Source organism: Malaciobacter mytili LMG 24559 (assembly GCF_003346775.1).
Lineage (GTDB): Bacteria > Campylobacterota > Campylobacteria > Campylobacterales > Arcobacteraceae > Malaciobacter > Malaciobacter mytili.
This window is the reverse complement of sequence record NZ_CP031219.1, coordinates 2,470,937-2,493,675: the sequence shown is the minus strand read 5'-3', so window position 1 is coordinate 2,493,675 and position 22,739 is coordinate 2,470,937. Positions and strand designations below refer to the sequence as shown.

The window sequence follows — 22,739 nt, the reverse complement described above, 5'->3', positions numbered from 1 at the left end:
AAAATAAAAAAAGAGGAGATTTATGTTTACAATTGAAGATTTTATTAAGAAAGAGTCAAGTGCGGGAATAGTTCTTATTTTTGTAACTATTGCCGCATTAATATTAAAAAATACAGATTTTTCGCCTATTTATGATGCATTTTTACATACTCCAGTGGAGATTAGATTTGGAGCATTAAATATTGCAAAACCTTTACTTCTATGGATAAATGATGGTCTTATGGCTATATTTTTCTTTCTTATTGGTCTTGAAGTAAAAAGAGAATTACTTGAAGGACATCTTTCTAGTGTAAAACAAATAACACTTCCTGCAATTGCAGCAGTTGGTGGTATGGTTGTACCTGCTTTAGTATATGTTTATTTTAATATTGGTGATGAAGTTGCCATGAGAGGTTGGGCAATACCAACTGCAACGGATATTGCTTTTGCTTTAGGTATTTTATCACTTCTTGGTAGTAGAGTTCCTGTTTCATTAAAAATATTTTTAATGGCTTTAGCGATTATTGATGACTTAGGTGCCATTGTTGTTATTGCATTATTTTATACTACAGATTTATCTATCACTTCAATTGTTATTGCAAGTGTGGCTTTAGTTGGACTTATTGCTTTAAATAGATTTAAAGTTATAAAACCAGCCGCTTATATTCTTCTTGGGGTAATTTTATGGGTATCTGTATTAAAATCAGGAGTTCATGCTACACTAGCTGGAGTTGCATTAGCTTTTACTATTCCTTTAAAATCTAGAGATGAAAATGGTAAAGAATTTTCTATGTTAAAAGAGATGGAACATTCATTACACTACTGGGTTATATTTTTAATTTTACCTCTTTTTGCATTTGTAAATGCAGGAGTAGATTTAAGAAATATTTCTATAAATCAATTAGCTACAAGTGTACCTTTAGGAATTATGCTTGGATTATTTTTAGGTAAACAAATTGGTGTTTTTGGATTTTCATATATTGCTATAAAATTAAAATTAGCAACATTGCCAGAGGGAGCAAACTTTAAACAGCTCTATGGAGTAGCAATATTAACAGGTATTGGATTTACCATGAGTTTATTTGTTGATTCATTGGCTTTTACAGATGATTCATTATTCGCTTTTACTGATAAACTAGCTATTTTATTAGGTTCTTTTATTTCTGGAATATTTGGTTATTTAGTTCTTAAAAGAACTACTTCAAACAGTGAGTCAAAAGTATAATTTTATACTTTGACTTATTTTAAAAAAATTGTAAATTTAATGTAATATTTCATAAAAAGAACTATCTATTACAATATTATTTTGATTTATATATCCTTTTTCTTTAATTTTTTTTAGTGATCTTGATAGTGTTTCAGGTGCCATATTTAATTTATTAGCAATTTCAGAATGTTTTTTTTCAATTAATATATTAGGCTTCTCTTTTAAAAGTGAACATACTTTTTGTGTTGCATCATATACTAAATTACGGTGAATTGTTTGTTCTAAAGTTTTCATCTTTTTTATAAGTGAACCTATAATATGAAATGATAAATTAGCATTATTTTGTAAAAGAGAAATAAATATTTTTTTTTCTAAAATTGCAACTTTTGTAAGATTACTAGTACTAATAGCTGTTGCAGGAAAAGTTGATTCTTGAAAAGTTGCCATTTCAGCAAATATTGTTGGTTTATTAAAACTATGAATTATTATCTCATTTCCCATAGTTCCAGTTTTATACAGTTTCAATCTTCCTTGAAGCATAATATAAAAAGATTTTGCAAAATCACCCTCATAAAAAAGTATATTATTTTTATTTAATGTGATTATTTTGCATGAGTTATTGATTAATTCAATTTCTTCTTCATTTAATAGTTTAAAAAAGTCTATTTTTTTTAATATATCTTTATACATAAAAAATCTTAACTTATATCAACTTAAGATTTGTTGATTTAAGTCATTGATAATCACTATTGTTTTCATTAAAATTAGAAAAAATATTTAATTTAGGTGCATATGAAATTTATATTAAAAATTATAAAAGATTTTCCTTCTTATCTTTGGAGTGGTTGGGGTTCTATTTCTTCAATCTTTCTTTTTTTTGCCCTTTGGGATTTAGGTAATCAATTATATGGAAATTTGATTTTACCAAGTCCAAAAGAGACAATTTTAACTTTAATCTCAATTATTACAAATGATGAAACCATTACTAATGTATTAATAACAATAAAAAGAGCTTTAATCGGTTTTTTTATTTCACTTATTATTGGAACATTTTTAGGTTTATTAGCTGGATTATTTGTAACTACATCTATGATGAGTAGACCAATAGTTACAATTCTTGTAGGAATGCCACCCATTGCATGGATTGTTTTAGCAATGATTTGGTTTGGAATGAGTGATATGACTGTAATTTTTACTGTTATAGTTGCATCTTTCCCTATTATTTTCGTAGGTGCTTTACAAGGGACAAGAACTTTAGAAGGAGACTTAAAACAAATGACAGATAGTTTTAATTTATCTTTTAAAATGAAGATGGTTGATTTATATTTTCCTCATATTTTTTCTTATATTTTTCCCTCTTGGATTAGCGCCTTGGGAATGTCTTGGAAAATTGTTGTAATGGCAGAATTACTCTCTTCAAATGAGGGAATTGGTGCTAGTTTAGCAATTGCAAGAAGTCAATTAGATACGGCAACAGCTCTTGCTTTGGTTGTTATTATGATAGGAAGTTTATTATTAATTGAGTACTTAATTTTAGAGCCAATTAAAAGAGAGGTTGAAGCATGGAGAAATTAGAACAGTTATTAGTAGAAGATGTTTCTTTCTCTTTTGGTTTTAAAGAAATTTTAAAAAATATAAATTTTGAACTAAAAAAAGCTCAAGTAATTTCTATTGTAGGTCCAAGTGGTGGTGGAAAAACAACTTTACTTCATCTTTGTGCAAAACTTTTGACACTTGAAGATGGAAGAATAAAAAATAGTTTTAAAAGTAGTTCTTTTGCATTTCAAGAAGCAAGACTTCTTCCTTGGAAAAATGTTCTTGATAATATTTGTTTAGGTCTTCTTGCAAAAAATGTTAAAAAAAGTAAAGCCCAAGTTTTAGCAAAACAAATTGCTATAAAGTTTGGATTACAAGAAGATGACTTATATAAATTTCCAAAAGATTTAAGTGGAGGTATGAAACAAAGAGTATCCTTTGCAAGGGCTTTAGTTGTAAAACCTTCACTTTTATTTTTAGATGAACCTTTTTCAGCTTTAGATATTGGTTTGAAAAAAGAACTTCAAAATTTACTTATTGAAATAATTGAAAAAGAGAAATTAAGTATTTTATTTATTACACATGATTTAATGGAAGCAATAAAACTAAGTGATGAAATTTTAGTTTTAAAAGCTGAGCCTGTAGGACATATAGTAAAAAAATTTAAGTTTGATAAAGCAAGAGATAAAAGAGATGATAGTTTTGTTTATGAACAAACTGCAAAACTTTTAAGTGATGAATATATTATAAATACTTTTGAATTGGAATTAAAATAATGGAAAATAAAAAGCAGTATGCATCTAAACACTATAAATATTATCCAAAAGGAGATTTTCCCATATATTTAGCGTATGGATTTAGACCTATATTTTTAATTCTTGCTCCTTATATTGTAATTTCTATTATTCTTTGGAGCTTTACTTTTAGTGGTTTGATCTCTTTAGAGTTTATTGATAATTTATTAATTTGGCATATTTATGAAATGCTTTTTGGAATAGGAAGTGCAGGTATAATTGCTTTTTTTTTAACTGGTGTTCCAGAGATGTTTCCAGGGGCTGTTCCAATTGTAGGAAGAAGACTTCTTTTTATAGTTTTACTATGGCTAACTTCAAGAATAAGCTTTTGGTTTATATCCTTTTTAGGGGTATATCTTGTAGCTTTTTTAAACCTTTTTTTAAGCTTTTATATAATTTTATTAATTGCTAAACCAGTATTTAAAGATGTAAATAAAAGACATATTTCACTAGCTTTTAATCTTATTGCATTATTATTTATACAAAGTATGTTTTTTTTAAGTATTTCAGAGCATTTGAATATAGAGTCATCATCTATTTTATTTTTGGCATTAGGATTTTTTATTGTTTTAATTTTACTTGCATTAAGAAGAATAAATATGGAAGCTATAAATGAACTTTTGGAAAATGAAAATATTGATGAAACTTTTTATTCAAAGGCTCCAAGATATAATCTAGCTATTTTTTGTGTACTTTTATATACTTTTATAGAGTTTCTTTTCCCTCAAAACTCTATTTTAGCATATCTTGCTCTTGCTTGTTTTGCATCTATTTTAAATATATCAAATGATTTTATTTTAAAAGATTACAATATTTTAAGAAAGCCTTTTGTTATTTATATGATTAGTATTATTTTAATAACTGCTCTTGGTTATCTTTTTTTGGCTTATGATTATTTAAATGATGAGTTATATGCACTAAATCACTTTAGACATTTTCTTACAAGTGGTACTTTTGGTCTTGTTTTTTATATTGTGATGATAATTGTTTCAACTATTCATACGGGAAGAAAGCTTTTTACAAATCTTTGGTTAAACCTTGGAGTTTTTTTAATCCTTTTAGCAACTTTTATAAGAACTTTAATACCTTTTTATGAAGAGTTTAATATTGAAGCATATCTTATTTCTTCTATTTTATGGGCAATACCATTTATTATATATATGAAAATCTTTTTTCCATTTTTACTCTCAAAAAGAGAAGATGGAATAAAAGGTTAAAAAGGAAAATTATGAAAAAAAGTTTATTATTTAGTTTTGTGTTTTTATTATCACTTTTTGCAAAAGATGAAAATAAAATAGTTGTAGCTGGTCCTTTTGCTTCTGTATCACACCCTATTATGCATATGATAGAAAATGATGCACTAAAGGATTTAAATAAAAAAATCGAGTTTAAATTATGGAAAAATCCTGATGAATTAAAAGCAATGATTTTAAACTCAAATATTGATTTTATAGCTTTACCTACAAATGTGGCTTCAAATCTTTACAATAAAGGAGTTGATTTAAAACTTCTAAATGTATCTGTTTGGGGAATACTTGCAATGATAAGTCGAGATGCAAATTTAAAAACCTTAAAAGATTTTAAAGGTAAAGAAATAGCTATTCCTTTTAGAGCAGATATGCCAGATATTATTTTTCAAGAACTTACAAAAAAGTATGGATTAGATCCTAAGAAAGATTTTAAAATTCAATATGTAACAAATCCAATTGATGCAATGCAAATGCTTATTTTAAGACGAGTAGATCATGCTCTTTTAGCAGAGCCTGCTATTTCTATAGCTTTGAGAAAAACAGATTCTTTTCCTATAAAAATAGTTGCTCCAGAGTTATATAGAAGTGTTGATTTACAAGAGGAGTGGGGAAAACTTTTTAATACAAAATCAAAAGTGCCACAAGCTGGAATTGCATATTTAGGAAATACAAAAGGTAAAGAAGAACTTATAAATAGATTTTTACAAGAATATGAAAAATCTCTTGCTTGGTATAAACAAAATCCACAAAAAGCTGCAACTTTAGTTGTTAAAACACTTCCTATGCTTGAAGAAAAAGGTTTAGCTGACTCCATAAAATATGTGAAGCTTGAAAGTATATCTGCTTTTGAAGCCAAAGAGGATTTAGAGTTTTTCTTTACTATTTTAAAAAATAGTAATGCAAAACTTATAGGTGGTAATTTGCCAAATGAAAATTTATATTATAACTCTAATTAAAAGGAAAATTTAAATGAAAAAAGGTCTTATTTTATCAAGTGTAACTGCTATTATTTTAACAAATAATTCTTATGCAAATACAAATTTAGGAGAAGTTTTAGTAACAACTGCTACTAAAACAGAAAAAAATATTGAGGGAGTAAGTGCTTCAATTATAGTTGTTACAAAAGAAGAAATTGAGAAAATATCTGCTTCAACATTAAAAGATGTATTGGAAAAAATACCATCAATAAATGCCCAATTTGCAAGATTTCCTCACCCTAGTTCTGCTTCAAAAGCTTCTATTTCTATAAGAGGTGTTGGAGCAAATGGGACACTTATTCTTTTAGATGGAAAAAGGTTATCAGCTGAAACAGAAAATCCTTATGAAATGAATAGAATACCAGCTTCAATAATAGAAAGAATTGAAATAGTAAAAGGCTCTATGTCTACACTTTATGGTTCAGATGCAATTGGTGGTGTTATAAATATAATAACAAAGAAAATAACAAAACCTCAAACAGCAGTTGATTTAAAATATGGCTTAAATAATAAAGGTGATGCAAAACAAAAAAACTTTAACTTTACTAATATTGGGAAAAATGACTACTTTAACTATAAAGTTTTTGGTTCTATTGTAGATTCAACTCCTTTTACAAAAAAGAAAAAATATACTCAATCTGCTGTAAATCCAAATACAGGAAGTGTAATAGGAGCAAATCCACAAAATGGTATTTTAGGAAGTGAAGATATAACTTATATGGATGATGCTACTGTTTTAAGTTTTGGAACAAGATTTGAAAAATATTTAACACCAAAGCTTTTAGCAGGATTAGATTTTAATTATTTTAAAGAAGAAAGAGAAGGTGTTTACCTAGGAAATGCAAAATTTGCAGGTGGAGGACTTATAAAAAATACTCCTATATTATCAAAAGATGATAATAGAAGAGTTGATGTATCTACTGATTTTGAATATCAAGTAAATAATGATTTAACAACAAATTTAAGATTTTATAGATCATATTATAAAAAAAGAAATGAAACAACACCTGTTAATTTTGCAGGTCCAGTAAATAAAAAATTTAGTGCAAATGTAACAATTGATAATGTGGAATCAACAACTACCTATCTTTTAAATGACTCTAATATTTTTACATTTGGTGCAGAGTATAGAAAAGAGACAAGAGATTCAAGTGCAATTAATCCAAATGCAAATTCAAGTGATTTTATTACAAAAGAAGTAACTTATAAATCTATTTATTTACAAGATGAAATTGGTATTACAGATTCTTTAAATGCAACTATTGGTGCGAGATATGATCATATTTCAAATGCAGATAGTAAAGTTACTTTTCAAGCAGGAGTTGTTCAAAGATTTACTGAAAACACTTCTTTAAGAGCTAACTATTCTCAAGGGTTTAGAGCTCCTGACATTGCAGAACTTTATGTTGTTTCTCCTGTATATAAAGATGGAAAAAGATTTGGATCAGATGTGATTTATGGACCAAAAACAAGTTCTTATGATTTAAAACCTGAAGAATCACAAAGTTTTGAAATAGCACTTTCAAACAAATATAATAATTTTTCATCTGAAATTGTTGCATTTCATACAAATATAAAAGATAAAATAGAACTGGTTTCTTATGGTGCAGGAGCTAGTAAATATTATACTTCAGAAAATCTAGATAAAGTTGAAATTAATGGACTTGAATTAAGACTTGATTATGATTTTAATGAGTATTTTAATACAAATTTCCATCTGACATATTTAGACACAGAAGATAAAACATTAAATAAAGAGCTTACTTTTACTCCTGAAGTATCTGCTTATTTAGGCTTAGATTACAAAATATCTAATAATTTAAAAACAAACCTTTCTTTTAGATATATTGGTGAACAATATACAAATAGTCAAAATAGTGATAAAACAGATGATTATACGCTTGTTGATTTAGGTCTAAATTATAAAATAAATAAAACGGCAAGTGTTTATGGTGGAATAGATAATATTTTTGATAAAAAAGTTGAAGAAGAGTTAGGAGTAAATGCTGGTACATATATGTTTGTTGGATTAAGATTTAACTTTTAATTATGTATGAGTTTATAGTTTTAAGCTTTGAGAAATAACTCTCAAAGCTTAGATTTTTTTAAGATTTTAAATTAACAACTATTAAGATATAATTTTTATAATTATATAAGTTTTTAAAATTAAAAATTAGTAAAATCTTAAACTTGGATTTAATAAATGCAAAATATTCAAAAAATAAATTATAAGATTTCTGAACTAGACTCTATGAAAAAATATCCTAAAAAGCTTTATTATAAAGGAAATATAGATTTACTAAAAAGAAAAAAAGTTTCAATTGTAGGAAGTAGAAAACCAAATTCTTATTCTAAGGCATATACTTATACTTTAGCTCAAAAGCTTTCAAGTAGAGGCTTTTGTATAGTAAGTGGTGGAGCAATAGGAGTAGATGCTATTGCACATAGTGCTGCAGGTGTGGAAAATACAATTTTAGTAAGTCCTTGTGGATTAAATCATAAATACCCTTCAATAAATAAAAAACTAATAAATCAAATAGAAGAAAAAGGTTTACTTGTAAGCAGCTATGAACCAGAGTTTAAAGCAACAGCTTATAGTTTTGTTCAAAGAAATGAAATTGTAGTAGCTTTAGGAGATATTCTAATAGTAACTTATGCTGATATAAATAGTGGAAGTTTAAGAAGTGTGGAGTTTGCATTAACGATGAAAAAAGAAGTGTATGTTCTTCCCCATAGAATAAATGAAAGCATAGGTACAAATCTTTTGCTAAAAGAAAATAAAGTAAAAGCTATTTATGATATAGATGAGTTTTTAGGGTTATTTAATAGCTTTAAAAAAGAAGATGAATTTTTACAATACTGTAAAAATCATCCAAGTTTAGAAGAGGCTATTTTTTTATTTGGAAATAGAGTTTTTGAGTATGAATTAAATGGTTTTATTTTTATAAAAGAAGGAAAAATTTATCTAAATTAATCTTTTTTTAGATAAGGAAGCTCATTTACATAGATTAATTCTAAATCTTTTAGTAAATGTTTTGATTGGCTTAATACTTGTATTGTAATATCATATGGATGTCCAATAGCCATTGAGTATCCATTTTTCTTTGCTATATTTATAGCTTTTTTTAATTGATTTTGAATATAGCTAAAATCTTTTTGGTTATCTATAAAAATATTTCTAGCAATATAAGGCATATCATACTTTTTAGCATATTTTTTAGCAACTGTTTTTGCAGTTGTTCTACTATCTACAAAAATGAGATTATGCTTTTTTAAAGCTTTAAATAAGTAGTCCATACTTACATCATCTTCTGTAAATTTACTTCCTGTATGATTATTTGTATAAATAGCATTTGGATACCATTTTTTAAGTTGAATAACTCTTTTTTCAATCTTTTCATATGAATCACCAACTTTTAAAGTTTTTTCTTCTGCAAACTTAAAAGTTTGAGCTTGTAATGGAAAATGTATCATATAAAAAGGCAAATTTTGTGCAATTATTGCAGAGTCTTTATGTTGTCTTGTTGGGGGTAAAAAAGACATAGTTATTTTATATCCAACATTTAAAATATCTTTTACTTGTCTTCTTGTAGTTACATCATCAATAACAATTGCAAGTTTAGGCTTTTTTGAAATTATTGGTATATCTTTTTTTATCTCTTCTTTTTTTTCTATTTTAGTTTCTTCTTCTTTTTTTTCTTCTTGTTTTGGATGGTATTCTTTATCAAATTCATCTGTATATTCTTCAAATTTTAGTTTATTTGATTCATCCATAAAATATTTATTTAATTTTTCATTTGCATAATTATTTAAATCTATATCTTTTTTTATTTCAGCTTTTTTTGTCTGTGTAGGTGTATTTTTATTTTCAGTATTCTTTAGTAAAAAAAAGTAACTTAAAATTGATGTTACTAAAGTAATAATCAAAATAAATAAAACTAAATTAATTATTTTTATTTTTGAGTTATCTTTTTTATAGTTTCTTTTTTGTCTTGGAGTTGTAGTTTTTGGTTTTCTTGGTTTTCTTTTTGTCATTGATAAATAAAAGTTTAAAGTAAGGAAAAACCTTACTTTAATTCTTAGTTTTTGTCTTGATCTACTATTTTATTAGCTTTAATCCAAGGCATCATATCTCTTAATTTTCTACCAGTTACTTCTAGTGGATGATTAAATAAGTTATTTCTTTCAGCAGTCATTCTTGGGTATCCAGCTTGACCTTCTAAGATGAAGTCTTTAGCAAATACACCATTTTGAATCTCTTTTAAGATTTCTTTCATAGCTTTTTTAGATTCTTCATTAATAACTCTTGGTCCAGAAACCATATCTCCATACTCAGCTGTATTAGAAATAGAGTATCTCATATCATGAATTCCACCTTCGAACATTAAATCAACGATTAATTTTAATTCGTGTAAACACTCAAAGTATGCCATTTCAGCAGGGTAACCAGCTTCAGTTAATGTTTCAAATCCAGCTTGAACTAGTGCAGAAACTCCTCCACATAATACTGCTTGCTCACCAAATAAATCAGTTTCAGTTTCATCTTTAAAAGTAGTTTCAATAATTCCTGTTCTTCCACCACCAATAGCACTTGCATAAGATAATGCTAATTCTTTAGTATTTCCTGTTGAATCTTGGTGAATAGCGATTAAGTCAGGGATTCCTCCACCTCTTTGGAACTCACTTCTTACAGTGTGTCCTGGTGCTTTTGGAGCAACCATCATAACATTAATATTTTTAGCAGGTTTAATTCTTCCATAATGAATATTGAAACCATGTCCAAATGCAACAGTTGCACCGTCTTTTAAGTTAGCTTCAATTTCATTTTTATAGATGTCTGCTTGATTTTCATCTGGTAATAAAATCATTACTACATCAGCTTCTGCAGTTGCTTCAGAGATAGTTTTTACAGTAAATCCTTTAGCTTCAGCTTTAGCCCAAGATGATCCACCTTTTCTTAGTCCAACGATTACTTCAACACCTGAATCTCTTAAGTTTTCAGCGTGTGCGTGACCTTGAGAACCAAATCCGATCATAGCAACTTTTTTAGACTTTATTAAATCGATATTACAATCTTTGTCATAGTAAACATTTAATGTCATATTTTTCCCTCTATATAAGTTAATTTGGGCAATTATACAAAAAGTATTCTAAATTTTTGGTAATGAGATAATAAAACAAGCTCCTTGCTGTTTATTATCTTTTTCTATTAAAGTTCTATTTTCTACTTTTAAAATCCCATTCATATGTTTTTCAATAATCTCTTTGCTCATATATAAACCAATACCTGTACCTTGACTTTGATGTTTAGTAGTAAAATAAGGATCAAAAATTTTATCAATAATTTCTTGGTTAATCCCCCCTGCATTATCAAGGATTTCTATAATATTTAAGTTTTCTTCTTCATAAATATTTATTTGCACTATTGGATAGTTTATTTTATTATTTGTAATAGCATCTTTTGCATTGTTTAAGATATTTAAAAATACTTGTGATAGTTCATTTGGAAAACCAAAGCTTTTAAAGTATTCTTGTTTTTTATTTAATATAACTTGAATATTTCTATCTTTGTATGCTGCATCTGTAATATTTAAAGTCTTTTTTAATACTTCTAAAATTTCATATTCTACTTTTTGTTTATCTTCTTTAAAAAAGTTTCTAAAATCTTCAATTGTATGAGTTAAAAACTCAACATAAGAGATTATAGTTTTATAAGATTTTTCTATTTCTTCTTCATTTGTTAGTTTTAGTTGTAATTGAAGTTGCATAGATGAAGCTGTTGATGAAATAGCAGAAAGGGGTTGTCTCCATTGATGGGCAATATTACCTATCATCTCTCCAAGAGCAGCAAATCTTGATTGTTGAATCATTCTTTTATCTTTTTGTCTATTTTTTTCAACTTCTTTTTGCACTTTTTTTTCTAGGTTTTCATTTAATTCTTGAAGCTCTTTAGTTTTATAATCAATTATATTTTCTAAATTATCATTTAATTGTTCAAGCTCTTTTTGTACAGATATTTCATTTGTAATATCATTTAATGAAATAATAATGATAAAGTTTTCTTTTTCTAAAACCTTTCTTTTTGCAGTAATAGTAAAAAAATGTAAACCACTTAAGTTTTTCATGGCAACTTTGTGCATTTTATTAGGATTTTCAATAATATATTCATACCATCTTAACCCATCATAATCTTTGTCTTCTAAGAAATCATCATCATTCATTTTTTGGAAAAAGTCACAAATGCAAGCATGTTCTTCTTTAAAATCATTAAAAGAGTGATAACCATCAAAAAAATCAATTAAAGCACTATTTGCATCAATCATTTCTGTTCCATTACTTACTACAACCATATTTGGTTGTCCATCTAAAATCCCTCTAGTCGCTTCTTCTTGGATTTTTAATTGAAGCATTTTTTTCTGTAATTCATTATTTAGTTTTATTAAATCTTTTGAATTTTTATTTATTTGTGTACCAATAATATATGCAAGAATTAAAACTAACAGTATAATTACTATAATTAAAAGAATTTCTAGTCTTTGATATTGTTGTTTTTCCTCTTGTATTGTATATTCTAAAGTAGCTAAGGTATTTTCACCTTCATATAAAAGTCTTCTTGTATTTTCTGTAATTCTTATAAAAAAAGCAGGAGTTGATTTATAGTACCTTGTAATATTTCTAATAAATTCAGTAAATTTTTTATGATCATTATTATTTCTATATTCACTTGCAATATCAAGTAAGTTTTGTAAATGTTCAGTCATTTGTAAAAGTTGTTCTAACTTTGGTCTTAAATCAATTGCTTCTAAAGAAAAAGATTCATTATTATCTTTTTTATAATTGATTATCTTTGTAGTGTGGTTATGTCCAGCAATATTTAATCTAATAACTCTTTTTAAAGTTCCACCATTTTCTAAAATATGTAAAGCTTCTTTAATATCATTTATTCTTTCTTCCAATCTTCTAGCAATTAGTTCTCTACCTTTTTTATTTGTTGCTGTAGTTGCTAATTCATAAAAATCTGACCGAATTTTATATAAATCATTTACAATATATTCACCTATTTGTATTTTTGCTTTTTGATTTTTTGTTTTATTATCTAATCTTTCCATTAAATCAAGGAAAAATAAGTGAATTATTATAAGTGAAAATATTCCTATAAAAAAAATACTAACTAATAAAATAAGTTTTGATAGAGTACTTGAATGATATTTTTTTAACAAACTTTACCTTTTACAAAAATCCATATTTTTTCATAATTTCTCTACCTTCTTCACTTTTAGCAAAGTCCATAAAAGCCCTTGCTATTTGTTTATTTTGTGAAAAACTTAGAAGATTTAAAACTAATTTCTTTTTAGGAGCATATTTTTCATCTATTTGTATAATATCAATTGATTGGTAATTTTCTGGCCAAAAAGCAGTTGCTCTCCAATTAATAGAAATATCAGCTCTTTTATCAATAAGTGCTTTATTTAAATTTCTTGAATCTGTTCCAATTTCAACAGCATTATCATATGCTTTATTTAAAAACTCTTCATCTTTATATTTTAAAAAGATTTTTTTTGTCATTCTTCCAATACTTCCAGAGTTTGGGTCACATAAAACAGAAGAATTTTGTGTATTTAAAAAATCATCTAAGTTTTTAATATTTTTAGGATTGTTTTTTTGCACAAAAATAGCTGCTTGATTATATCCAATATAAACACCATCAAGTAAATAACCATCTTTTAAATTATTTAATCTATATGAGTCACTTCCCGGAAGATATAAATCTCCTTTTTTTGAAAATTTTAAAGAATCATATAAATCTTTTGAACCACCTTGTGAAATTTTTATTTCACAATTATATTTTTCTTCAATAATTTTTGCCATTTCTTTTATAGGTTTAACCATTGTTATTCCACAATAAAAGATTAGTGTTGGTTTCTCTTTTGCAAAAAGTGTTTGATTTAAAAAGAAAAACATAAGTAAAGATAATGCAAGTTTTTTAATCATTACAATAAGCCTTAAAAGGAATTTAGATACTATTCTAACATAATATTTCTAAGGAATAATCTTGTATAAAGAACTATTTAAAAAAATTATAAATCAAAATTTTGATTTTTCTGAAGATGAATTAAAAGTTTTTAATAAACTTATTGAAAATGAAGTTTTAATTAAAATTAATGACACTATTGAAATAAATTCTAAATATAAGATTGGAACTATAAAAGTTGAAAAAAATTTTGTTATTTTAGAAGATATTTCTAATGAACATAAAAATATAAAATTGGATTTTGATAGTTTAAATGGTGCCTATGAAGGTGACCTTGTAATAGCAAAAAAAGTATTTAATCCAAGAAGTAAAGTTAAAGCAAAAATTATTGAAGTTTTTAGTGATACAAATAAAAAAACTGAAGCTTTAGTATATGTTAAAGATAAGGCATTATATACTGTTAAAGAGTCGATTTTACTTCACTGTAAAGATACTAAAAAATTTAAAGAAAATTATGTTTATTTAGTAGATAATAAAAGTTATGAAATTATATTAGAAATTGGAGAAATTAATAATCCTAAGATTGATGAATATATAAGTTTATATCTTTATAAAGAGTTAATTAGACTTGAAAATGAGCTTGAAGTTGAAGCAAAAATGGATGATAAAAATCAAAGGATTGATTTAACACATTTAAATTTTACTACAATTGATCCAGCAAGTGCAAAAGACCATGATGATGCAATTTATTATGATGAAGAAAATCAAATTTTATATGTGGCAATTGCTGATGTTTCTTATTTTGTAAAAGAAAATTCAGCTTTAGATAAACAAGCTTTTTTAAAATCAACTTCTATATATTTGCCAAATAGAGTTTTACCAATGCTTCCTAAAAAACTTAGTGAAAATATGTGTTCTTTAAGAGAAAATGAAAAAAGATATGCTTATGTATTTGAAATACATTTAGATATAAAAGAGCTTAGTGTAAAAAAATCAAAATTATATGAAGCTATAATTGAATCAAAAAGAAAATTCTCTTATGGAAGAATTGATAGGGTATTAGATAAAAAATTTGATACTTTTACAACTTTAGAAAAAACTATTTTTGACTCACTAATAAAACTTTATGAAGTTACAAAAGCCTTTAGAGCAAAAAGATTATTAAAAGGGTATGATTTTAGGTCAAGTGAACTAAGATTAAAGCTTAATCATAAAGCTGAACTTGAAGATATTGAAGAAGAGTTTTCAACTGCTTCTCATCAATTAGTAGAAGAGTGCATGCTATTAGCTAATATTGAAGCTAGTAAAAAAGTAAATAAAGTTGGTATTTTTAGAATACATGAAGAACCACCTTTTAAAGCTATTAGCCAATTAATTGATGATGTAAATATGCTTGGAGTTGAAGTTAAACTTCAAGGAAATGTACATGATACTATTACTCATATCCAACAAAAAGCAAAAATGTCTGTATTAGCAAAAGAGATAGATGAATTAATTATTCATGCTCAAACACAAGCAAAATACTCTTCAAAAAATTTAGGACACTTTGGTTTGGGATTTGATTCTTATTCACATTTTACAAGTCCTATTAGAAGATACTCAGATTTAGTTTTACATAGAATGTTAAAAAGTAAGCAAACTCCTGCAAATATTGAAGAAATTTGTGAACATATTTCAATTCAAGAAAGAAAAGTTGATCAACTTGTATGGGATTATGAAGATAGGAAATACGCAAGATATGCCTATAAAAATATTAATGAAGAGTTTAAAGCTGTAATTACTGATTGTGAAAAAGGACAAGCAAAAATTTGTTCTAAAATTCCTGGCATGAGAGTAGTTTTAGATAATTATAAGGGACAAAATTTATATACTAAACTAAGAGTAGTAATAAAATCTGCTGATATTATTACAAAACAAATAGTTGCTTCTATAAAGTATTAAGTTCGTCCATTGTTAAAAACATAGCTTTCATTGGCTGATTGATTATATATTGCCCTAATAGTTTTTTATCTTCATTGACAATTATTGGGGCAGTTAAATTAACTACTGATTTTGAAACTGGATTATTTATTACTATTGAAAAATAAATTGAAATATGAGATGTGTTTTCAAGTTCTAATTCTTTTGAGAAGTTATCTTCAATATCTATCTCAAGATTTTTAATGGCAATAGAGTCTAACAGGTGCATATTTGTTTCTTCATTTATTTGTAAAATTGCAAAATTTTTATCTAATTTACTAATATTCATATTTTTATTGTTATCAAAACCTAAAATAGGCATTTTTACTATATACAATTTTAAACCTTTTAATTAATTCTTATTTATCAAATTAGATTGATTTTATAGAAAAATAACTTAATTTTAGGTATTATCTACTTATGTATAAAAATGAATTTGATAACTTATTAAAGCAAAATAAAAAGTTTGATGCATATATGTTTTATGGGCAATCGACGTTTTTAGTAGAATACTATACAGAGATAGTAGCAAAAAGTATTGCTCAAAAAGATGAGATAGAAAGAGTATATTTTGATGATTACAATTTTAAAGAGATTAAAGATAAACTACTTCAATCATCACTATTTTCTTCAACTAATTTAATAGTTATTAAAACTGAAAAGAAAATACAAAAAAAAGAACTTACAGAACTTATAAATGCTTGTAATATAAATCCAGATTCTACACTAATTTTGGCTTGTTTGGGAGATAGTGAATTTAAAACAATGAGTTCTTGTTTTTCAACTACTACAAATTCTATTAGTGTAAGAATGTTTTCTCCTTTTACAAATGAAGCTATAAAAATCTTAGAGCATGAAGCAAAAGAATTAAAAGTGCAGTATGATATAAGTGCTTTAAATCATCTTTATTTTATGCATAGACAAGATTTAAGTTTATGTATAAATGATTTAAAAAAAGTTGCAGTTTTAAATAAAAGAGTTACTACAAATATAATAAATTCTCATTGTTTTGGTATAGGAAATGTATCTTTTGAAGATTTTTTAACTGATTTAATGTTTGGAAATGATATTTCAAATGAATTACAACTTTTATTAGAAGAAGGAATGAATGAAATATATCTTTTAAATCAAGTTACTTCTTTTGTACAACAACTTTTTATGATAAGCGCATATGCAAGAGTTTTTGGGGCTCCAAATGCAAAAGAAATTTTAGGATTTATACCTCCTAAAAATATTTGGGAGAAGAAAACTAAGCTTGCAATTTCAATAAAACCTGAAAAATTTCAAGAGATGTTTGAGTATCTTTTGGAATTGGAACTTCAATTAAAATCTTCAAAAATCGATAATCAAAACCTATTTTTACAGGCAAGTCTAAGAAAATTCACAGTTAAGTTTAGATAAAATCACGAACTTTACAAAAATCCTTGCTGATATTATGTAAAGATACCGGCATAAACTATAAGGAGAAACCAAATGTCAAAATTAAAACATTATGAAACAATGTTTATTTTAAAGCCTACTTTAACTGAAGAAGAAACAAAGGCACAAATCGAGTTAGTAAAAGCTAATATTGAAAAAAATGGTGGTGAAATCGTATCTTGTGATGATATGGGTTCTAGACAATTAGCATATGAAATTGAAAGAAACAAAAGAGGTTACTATTTCGTAATTTATTTTAAATCACCTGCTGATGCTATCTTAGAATTAGAAAGAAATTACAGAATCAATGAGCAAATCTTAAGATTTATTTTTATTAAATATGAAAGTAAAAAAGAAGTTACTGCTTGGACAAAAATGAGTGATGAGGCAGCTAAAAAAGCTAACTAATAACGAAAGATAAGGACCTTTAAATGTATAATAAAATAGTAATGGTAGGAAATCTTACTAGGGATATTGAACTTAGATATTTACCAAGCGGTGCAGCAATTGCAAAATCAGCTATTGCGACTAGTTATAAATATAAAACTTCAACGGGTGAACAAAAAGATGAGGTTTGTTTTTTAGATTTTAATATCTTTGGTAGATCTGCTGAAGTTGCTAACCAATATTTAAGAAAAGGTTCTAAAGTTTTATTAGAAGGAAGATTAGTTTTAGAGCAATGGACAGCACAAGATGGGTCTAATAGAAGTAAGCACTCTTTAAGAGTTGATACTATGAAAATGTTAGATACAAAATCTGAGGGTGTAATGCCACAAGCTGGGGCTGACAATAACTATAATTATGATAATAATATGGGATATTCTCAACCATCTAATCCATCTAATCAATACAATCTTTCTGCTTCAGAGAATGATTATGGTCAAAGGAATAATTATGGTGGTATGAATGCTAATTCTGAGCATAGAATACCTGAAATTGATATTGATGAAGACGAAATACCTTTCTAGAATATAAGGATAAAAAATGGCAGAAAAAAGAAAATACGGAAAAAAATATTGTAAATATACTGAGATGAAAGTTGATTTCATTGATTATAAAAATACTGAGTTATTAAAATTATCAATGAGTGAAAGAGGTAAAATTATGCCTAGAAGACTTACTGGTAACTCTAAAAATGCTCAAGAGATGGTAGAAAAAGCTATTAAAAGAGCAAGACATATGGCATTAGTTCCATATATTGTTAATACACAAGCTGTTACAGATCCAGCTCACATTAAATAATTATTGTAAAGTGGAATAAAAAAGGGAAGAGGTTACTCTTCCCTTTTTTTATATCTAATAAAATTTAGAAAAAAATCTAAATCTTATAGTTTTTCCCAAACTACACCATTTACAGTATCCATAATAGAAATACCTAGTTGTTGTAATTCTTCTCTAATATTATCAGCTTCATCAAACTGTTTATTTTGTTTTGCTTCTACTCTTTTTTTAATTAAAGCTTCTATATTTTGTTTTTGTTCTGGCGAAATTCCAAATTGAAAATATTCATAAGCATCCAATGTGGCAACTCCTAAAATTTCCTCAATAAACTCTAAATTAGCAACAAGTTCTTTTTTAAAGTTTTTATTTTTTGGTTCATTTGTAAGAGTATCATTTGCTTTTGTAATCATCTCATCAATTATAGAAATAGCTTTTGCAGTATTTAAATCATCATTTAAAGCATTCATAAGTTCTTCTTTAAACTCTTTATTAACTACTGATTTTCCAAGAGCATAAACTCTTTTTTTAACTCTATAAAGCTTATCAAGTCTTTTTTTACTTGAAATTAAATCTTCTTCATTAAAGTTAAAGTTTGCTCTATAATGAGCAGATAATAGATAAAATCTTACAACTTCACCTGCATAAGATTTTAGTACATCTTTTAGGAAAAATGAATTTCCTAAAGATTTACTCATTTTTTCTCCATCTATATTTACAAAACCATTGTGCATCCAATATTTTGCAAGATGTTGGTTTGAAGAACATCTAGTTTGTGCTGCTTCATTTTCGTGGTGAGGAAAAAGTAAATCTGCTCCTCCACCATGAATATCAATAGCATATTCACTATTTTTATATGCTAAATGTTTATCAATCATAGCTGAACATTCAATATGCCAACCAGGTCTTCCTTTTCCAAATGGTGCTTCATATGCTACTTCATTTGGCTCTTTTTGAAATTTCCAAAGTGCAAAATCTTTTTGATTTCTTTTTTCATCATTTACTTCAACTCTTGCTTGAGAGTTTTCATCACTAGCTCTATGGCTAATAGTTCCATAATTTTCATCTTTAGAAGTATCAAAATATACCCCATCACTAGTATTATAGGCAATATCTTTAGTTTGAAGGTTATTTATCATATCAATCATTACATCAAGGTTTTGTGTTGCTTTAGGTTCTAATGTGTTTTCTAGGATATTTAAAGAGTTCATATCTTTTTTATATGAGTTGATGTAGTGGTTTGTAATTTCTTCTAAAGAGTTATTTGTTTCATTCATTTTTTTGATGATTTTATCATCAATATCAGTAAAGTTTTTTGTCATAGTAACATTGTAGTTATTTGCTTTTAAAACTCGATGTAATAAGTCAAAAGCTATGGCACTTCTTGCGTGACCCAAGTGTGCATCATCGTACACTGTGGGTCCACATACATAAACTTTTACATCATTGTCTTTTATTGGCTGAAATACTACTTTTTCTTTTTTTACTGAATCGAATAAGTGTAATTTTTTCATTATTTAAATAAAGCCTCTAAATCTGTTGTATCAGTTGTTTTTTCAATATTTGAAATACTATTTTCACCTGTGATACTTGATAAAGCATTATTTGTTTCAATTTCTATTAACTCAATATCAGTTTTTGTAAGCATTGAAGCAAGTCTAATATTTAAACCAGCTTTTCCAATAGCTTTTGATTTTTGGTCACTTGGAATTGTAACTGTTGCTTTATCATTTTTATTTGGAATTAATGATTTTTCAATCACAACACTTGAAATAATTGCAGGAGATAAAGCTCTTGATAGGAACATTTCAGGTACTGTTGAATATTCAACACAATCAATACTCTCTCCATGTAATTCTTGACTTACTGCACTAATTCTAACACCTTTTACTCCAACTACTGAACCAATTGGATCAATATTTGCTTCAGTTGTAGATAGGGCAATTTTAGCTCTACTTCCTGGAATTCTAGCACTTGCTTCTATTTTAATTCTATCATCTTTTATTTCAGGAACTTCAAGTCTTAAAAGTGCTTCTAAGAATTTTGGAGAAGTTCTTGAAATCTCAATGATTAGTCCAAGAGATTTATCAATTTTAACAGCTTTTACAACTGCTTTTAAAGTATCACCAATTTTAAAGCTTTCACCTTTAATTCTATTTTTTCTTGGTAAAATAGCTTTAACTTCACCTATTTCAATAAAAGTATTTTCATTTCTATCTACTCTTGTAACAGAACCATGAACAATTTTACCTACTTTGTTTTTATATTTAGATACTAGGTTTTCTTCTATAAACCTTTGTACTTTATATTCAAAATTTGTATGTAAAATTGTAGCTGCATTTCTACCCATATTTTCAAATTCTAAATCATAATTAACAAAATCGCCAATTTCTAAATCAGAATCAATCTCTTTTGCTTCTTCTATTGAAATAAAATTTTCAGGGTTAATTACATTGTTATACTCATCAACAGCTATACCTAATAATCTTTTATCTTCATCATGTACAACTTCAATTTTTTGAAATAATTCTAATTTTTTATTAACTCTATCAATATGTGCATCAAAATTTAATGATGGATCAACCATCTTTTGGGCTGTTTTAATTAAAGCCTCTTTTAATGCTTTCTCCACATCTTCAACTTTTAGGCCTTTTTCATAGGCAATTGAATCTAAAATATCAATAATTTTATCCATTAAAACCCTTTGTTTATTGACATTGAAATGATTGTTTTTGATTTTTCAATGTTATAGTTAGACGGATATTATATCTAAAACTTCTTTTATACAAATTAAAGCCGATTTAAGCTAAAATATATAGCTAATTTAAATGACAAAAGGTTTAATAATATGGAATTATTATTTGCAAGAAATGAGTTAACTGAAAAACCAAAAAAAGTGCAATTAGAAAAAATTAAAGAGGAATTATCAAAAGTTGGTGAGAAAATATTCTATTTTGATAGAGATAACTCGCATAAAGATATGATGGCATTAGTTGATGCTTTAGAAGCAGAAGGATTTAATGTATACTTTAGAGAGGTAAAGTATGGATTAGCTGATGATGAGTATATGTATGAGGTTCATGCACTTTTAATTAAGTAGGCAAGATTTATATGAGTAAAGAAGAGTCAAAAAAATTATTTATTCAAACGCTTGGCTGTCAGATGAATGATACTGATAGCCAACATATTGCAGCAGAGTTAAAGAAATATAAAAACTATGATACAACACAAAATATAGAAGATGCTGATTTAATTATTATTAACACTTGTTCTGTTAGAGAAAAACCTGTACAAAAGCTTTTCTCAGAAATTGGACAATTTAATATTAAGAAAAAACAAGGTGCTAAAATTGGTGTTTGTGGATGTACTGCAAGCCATCTTGGAAATGATATTATCAAAAGAGCACCTTATGTGGATTTTGTTGTAGGGGCTAGAAATATATCTAAAATTAAAGATGTTGTTGATGTAAAAGGTGCAGTTGAAATTGCAATTGATAATGATGAATCAACATATGATTTTGCACCTGCAAAAACTAATAAATATAGAGCAAGTGTAAATATCTCTATTGGTTGTGATAAAACATGTACATATTGCATTGTTCCAAGTACAAGGGGTGAAGAGATTTCTATTCCTCCTGAAATGATAGTTGATCAAATAAAAAAAGCAGTTGCTGATGGGGCTGTTGAAGTAATGCTTTTAGGTCAAAATGTAAACTCTTACGGTAGAAGATTTTCTGATGGAAGAGGAAAATATAGCTTTACACAACTTTTAAGGGATGTATCTGCTATAGAAGGTTTAGAAAGAATAAGATTTACATCTCCTCATCCTTTACATATGGATGATGAATTTATAGAAGAGTTTGCAAAAAATCCTAAAATCTCAAAATGTATTCATATGCCATTACAAAGTGGTTCGACAGAGATTTTAAGAGCTATGAAAAGAGGATATACTAAAGAGTGGTTTTTAAATAGAGCTAAAAAGTTAAGAGATTTAGTTCCTAATTTAAGAATTACAACTGATATTATTGTAGCTTTTCCAGGGGAAACACAAGAAGATTTTGAAGATACTTTAGAAGTGGTAAATGAAGTGAAATTTGATCAAATTTTTAACTTTAAATATTCTCCTAGACCTGGAACAGAAGCTTTAAAATTACAGCATTTAGAAATAGATGATGAAATAGGAAGTTCAAGATTAACTGAACTTATTGAACTTCATAAAAGATATTTAGAAGAGTGTATGCCAAAACTTATTGGAACTACTGTAAATATTTTAGTTGAGAGCCTAAAACCAAATGCAGAGGTTTCTGGATATACAGATAACTATCTTCAAGTATTTGCAAAAGGTAGTGATGAGCTTCTTGGTAAATTTGTAGATGTTAAAATCACAGATGTTACAAGAACAGCATTAAAAGGTGAAGTAGTAGCATAG

The 22,739-nt window shown here is 26.5% G+C and carries 22 protein-coding genes; 14 read left to right on the top strand and 8 right to left on the bottom strand.

Annotated elements, in window-relative coordinates; translation table 11 throughout:
* Positions 1-22: 22 nt before the first annotated feature.
* Positions 23-1,204: a Na+/H+ antiporter NhaA gene (gene nhaA / locus AMYT_RS12250; RefSeq protein WP_114842808.1), complete on the top strand. Its 1,182-nt coding sequence runs from the start codon at positions 23-25 to the stop codon at positions 1,202-1,204.
* A 36-nt stretch (positions 1,205-1,240) separates the two neighbouring features.
* Here nhaA and AMYT_RS12245 read toward each other — a convergent pair whose 3' ends face one another.
* On the bottom strand, positions 1,241-1,876 hold the full coding sequence (locus AMYT_RS12245; RefSeq protein WP_114842807.1) for a Crp/Fnr family transcriptional regulator: 636 nt from the start codon (positions 1,874-1,876) through the stop codon (positions 1,241-1,243).
* Between the two features lie 102 nt (positions 1,877-1,978).
* Between AMYT_RS12245 and AMYT_RS12240 the strand changes: the two genes are divergently transcribed.
* The 6 genes from AMYT_RS12240 (at position 1,979) to AMYT_RS12215 (ending at position 8,717) form a co-directional block, all read left to right on the top strand.
* Entirely contained in the window at positions 1,979-2,761 is a 783-nt protein-coding gene (locus AMYT_RS12240; protein ID WP_114842806.1) for an ABC transporter permease, read from the top strand.
* Entirely contained in the window at positions 2,749-3,498 is a 750-nt protein-coding gene (locus tag AMYT_RS12235) for an ABC transporter ATP-binding protein (protein WP_114842805.1), read from the top strand. Before AMYT_RS12240 ends, AMYT_RS12235 begins: the two co-directional genes overlap by 13 nt.
* Complete coding sequence (locus AMYT_RS12230) at positions 3,498-4,733, top strand: NnrS family protein (RefSeq protein ID WP_228197863.1); 1,236 nt, start codon at positions 3,498-3,500, stop codon at positions 4,731-4,733. Before AMYT_RS12235 ends, AMYT_RS12230 begins: the two co-directional genes overlap by 1 nt.
* 11 nt (positions 4,734-4,744) lie before the next feature.
* On the top strand, positions 4,745-5,722 hold the full coding sequence (locus AMYT_RS12225) for an ABC transporter substrate-binding protein (RefSeq protein ID WP_114842803.1): 978 nt from the start codon (positions 4,745-4,747) through the stop codon (positions 5,720-5,722).
* A 13-nt stretch (positions 5,723-5,735) separates the two neighbouring features.
* Complete coding sequence (locus AMYT_RS12220; protein WP_114842802.1) at positions 5,736-7,790, top strand: TonB-dependent receptor plug domain-containing protein; 2,055 nt, start codon at positions 5,736-5,738, stop codon at positions 7,788-7,790.
* A gap of 156 nt (positions 7,791-7,946) precedes the next feature.
* Entirely contained in the window at positions 7,947-8,717 is a 771-nt protein-coding gene (locus AMYT_RS12215; RefSeq protein WP_114842801.1) for a DNA-processing protein DprA, read from the top strand.
* Here AMYT_RS12215 and AMYT_RS12210 read toward each other — a convergent pair.
* The 4 genes from AMYT_RS12210 to AMYT_RS12195 are packed head-to-tail and all read right to left on the bottom strand — an operon-like array spanning position 8,714 to position 13,735.
* Positions 8,714-9,778, bottom strand: coding sequence for a divergent polysaccharide deacetylase family protein (locus AMYT_RS12210; RefSeq protein WP_191287670.1), 1,065 nt, complete (start codon positions 9,776-9,778; stop codon positions 8,714-8,716). The genes AMYT_RS12215 and AMYT_RS12210 overlap by 4 nt on opposite strands.
* Before the next feature lie 44 nt (positions 9,779-9,822).
* Complete coding sequence (gene ilvC, locus AMYT_RS12205) at positions 9,823-10,845, bottom strand: ketol-acid reductoisomerase (protein WP_114842800.1); 1,023 nt, start codon at positions 10,843-10,845, stop codon at positions 9,823-9,825.
* A 48-nt stretch (positions 10,846-10,893) separates the two neighbouring features.
* Positions 10,894-12,963: a sensor histidine kinase gene (locus tag AMYT_RS12200; protein WP_114842799.1), complete on the bottom strand. Its 2,070-nt coding sequence runs from the start codon at positions 12,961-12,963 to the stop codon at positions 10,894-10,896.
* Positions 12,964-12,973: 10 nt separating this feature from the next.
* Positions 12,974-13,735 (bottom strand): substrate-binding domain-containing protein, encoded by a 762-nt coding sequence (locus AMYT_RS12195; protein ID WP_114842798.1) that lies wholly within the window; start codon positions 13,733-13,735, stop codon positions 12,974-12,976.
* 61 nt (positions 13,736-13,796) lie between these two features.
* Here AMYT_RS12195 and AMYT_RS12190 point away from each other — a divergent pair, with 61 nt between their 5' ends.
* Complete coding sequence (locus AMYT_RS12190; protein WP_114842797.1) at positions 13,797-15,656, top strand: RNB domain-containing ribonuclease; 1,860 nt, start codon at positions 13,797-13,799, stop codon at positions 15,654-15,656.
* Here AMYT_RS12190 and fliW read toward each other — a convergent pair.
* Positions 15,643-16,011, bottom strand: a complete 369-nt coding sequence (fliW, locus tag AMYT_RS12185) for a flagellar assembly protein FliW (RefSeq protein ID WP_114842796.1) — start codon at positions 16,009-16,011, stop codon at positions 15,643-15,645. The two genes, AMYT_RS12190 and fliW, sit on opposite strands and share 14 nt — an antisense overlap.
* A gap of 83 nt (positions 16,012-16,094) precedes the next feature.
* On the opposite strand from fliW, the gene holA reads away from it, so the two are divergent.
* The 4 genes from holA to rpsR all read left to right on the top strand — a co-directional run bounded on the left by holA (position 16,095) and on the right by rpsR (position 18,335).
* The gene (gene holA / locus AMYT_RS12180) at positions 16,095-17,075 is read left to right on the top strand and encodes a DNA polymerase III subunit delta (protein WP_114842795.1); all 981 of its coding nucleotides are present in this window, start codon (positions 16,095-16,097) and stop codon (positions 17,073-17,075) included.
* 72 nt (positions 17,076-17,147) lie between these two features.
* The gene (gene rpsF, locus AMYT_RS12175; RefSeq protein ID WP_114842794.1) at positions 17,148-17,501 is read left to right on the top strand and encodes a 30S ribosomal protein S6; all 354 of its coding nucleotides are present in this window, start codon (positions 17,148-17,150) and stop codon (positions 17,499-17,501) included.
* Between the two features lie 23 nt (positions 17,502-17,524).
* The gene (locus tag AMYT_RS12170; protein ID WP_114842793.1) at positions 17,525-18,061 is read left to right on the top strand and encodes a single-stranded DNA-binding protein; all 537 of its coding nucleotides are present in this window, start codon (positions 17,525-17,527) and stop codon (positions 18,059-18,061) included.
* Between the two features lie 16 nt (positions 18,062-18,077).
* Positions 18,078-18,335 carry a 30S ribosomal protein S18 gene (rpsR, locus tag AMYT_RS12165; protein WP_114842792.1) on the top strand — a complete coding sequence of 86 codons (258 nt, stop codon included), beginning with the start codon at positions 18,078-18,080 and terminating at the stop codon, positions 18,333-18,335.
* An 83-nt stretch (positions 18,336-18,418) separates the two neighbouring features.
* Here the strand turns inward: rpsR and cysS are convergent, their stop codons facing one another.
* Both cysS and nusA read right to left on the bottom strand, forming a co-directional pair.
* Entirely contained in the window at positions 18,419-19,825 is a 1,407-nt protein-coding gene (gene cysS / locus AMYT_RS12160) for a cysteine--tRNA ligase (RefSeq protein WP_114842791.1), read from the bottom strand.
* On the bottom strand, positions 19,825-21,006 hold the full coding sequence (gene nusA / locus AMYT_RS12155) for a transcription termination factor NusA (protein ID WP_114842790.1): 1,182 nt from the start codon (positions 21,004-21,006) through the stop codon (positions 19,825-19,827). Before nusA ends, cysS begins: the two co-directional genes overlap by 1 nt.
* A gap of 153 nt (positions 21,007-21,159) precedes the next feature.
* On the opposite strand from nusA, the gene AMYT_RS12150 reads away from it, so the two are divergent.
* Both AMYT_RS12150 and miaB read left to right on the top strand, forming a co-directional pair.
* A complete protein-coding gene (locus AMYT_RS12150) occupies positions 21,160-21,411 on the top strand; it encodes an HP0268 family nuclease (protein ID WP_114842789.1) in 252 nt (83 codons plus the stop codon).
* Between the two features lie 11 nt (positions 21,412-21,422).
* Complete coding sequence (gene miaB / locus AMYT_RS12145; protein WP_114842788.1) at positions 21,423-22,739, top strand: tRNA (N6-isopentenyl adenosine(37)-C2)-methylthiotransferase MiaB; 1,317 nt, start codon at positions 21,423-21,425, stop codon at positions 22,737-22,739.

What these genes read in the sequence shown, in the direction of transcription:
- nhaA (WP_114842808.1), top strand. Translation starts at nt 23, where the DNA reads ATGTTTACAATTGAAGATTTTATTAAGAAAGAGTCAAGTGCGGGAATA.
- AMYT_RS12245 (WP_114842807.1), bottom strand. Translation starts at nt 1,876, where the DNA reads ATGTATAAAGATATATTAAAAAAAATAGACTTTTTTAAACTATTAAAT.
- AMYT_RS12240 (WP_114842806.1), top strand. Translation starts at nt 1,979, where the DNA reads ATGAAATTTATATTAAAAATTATAAAAGATTTTCCTTCTTATCTTTGG.
- AMYT_RS12235 (WP_114842805.1), top strand. Translation starts at nt 2,749, where the DNA reads ATGGAGAAATTAGAACAGTTATTAGTAGAAGATGTTTCTTTCTCTTTT.
- AMYT_RS12230 (WP_228197863.1), top strand. Translation starts at nt 3,498, where the DNA reads ATGGAAAATAAAAAGCAGTATGCATCTAAACACTATAAATATTATCCA.
- AMYT_RS12225 (WP_114842803.1), top strand. Translation starts at nt 4,745, where the DNA reads ATGAAAAAAAGTTTATTATTTAGTTTTGTGTTTTTATTATCACTTTTT.
- AMYT_RS12220 (WP_114842802.1), top strand. Translation starts at nt 5,736, where the DNA reads ATGAAAAAAGGTCTTATTTTATCAAGTGTAACTGCTATTATTTTAACA.
- AMYT_RS12215 (WP_114842801.1), top strand. Translation starts at nt 7,947, where the DNA reads ATGCAAAATATTCAAAAAATAAATTATAAGATTTCTGAACTAGACTCT.
- AMYT_RS12210 (WP_191287670.1), bottom strand. Translation starts at nt 9,778, where the DNA reads ATGACAAAAAGAAAACCAAGAAAACCAAAAACTACAACTCCAAGACAA.
- ilvC (WP_114842800.1), bottom strand. Translation starts at nt 10,845, where the DNA reads ATGACATTAAATGTTTACTATGACAAAGATTGTAATATCGATTTAATA.
- AMYT_RS12195 (WP_114842798.1), bottom strand. Translation starts at nt 13,735, where the DNA reads ATGATTAAAAAACTTGCATTATCTTTACTTATGTTTTTCTTTTTAAAT.
- holA (WP_114842795.1), top strand. Translation starts at nt 16,095, where the DNA reads ATGTATAAAAATGAATTTGATAACTTATTAAAGCAAAATAAAAAGTTT.
- rpsF (WP_114842794.1), top strand. Translation starts at nt 17,148, where the DNA reads ATGTCAAAATTAAAACATTATGAAACAATGTTTATTTTAAAGCCTACT.
- AMYT_RS12170 (WP_114842793.1), top strand. Translation starts at nt 17,525, where the DNA reads ATGTATAATAAAATAGTAATGGTAGGAAATCTTACTAGGGATATTGAA.
- rpsR (WP_114842792.1), top strand. Translation starts at nt 18,078, where the DNA reads ATGGCAGAAAAAAGAAAATACGGAAAAAAATATTGTAAATATACTGAG.
- cysS (WP_114842791.1), bottom strand. Translation starts at nt 19,825, where the DNA reads ATGAAAAAATTACACTTATTCGATTCAGTAAAAAAAGAAAAAGTAGTA.
- nusA (WP_114842790.1), bottom strand. Translation starts at nt 21,006, where the DNA reads ATGGATAAAATTATTGATATTTTAGATTCAATTGCCTATGAAAAAGGC.
- AMYT_RS12150 (WP_114842789.1), top strand. Translation starts at nt 21,160, where the DNA reads ATGGAATTATTATTTGCAAGAAATGAGTTAACTGAAAAACCAAAAAAA.
- miaB (WP_114842788.1), top strand. Translation starts at nt 21,423, where the DNA reads ATGAGTAAAGAAGAGTCAAAAAAATTATTTATTCAAACGCTTGGCTGT.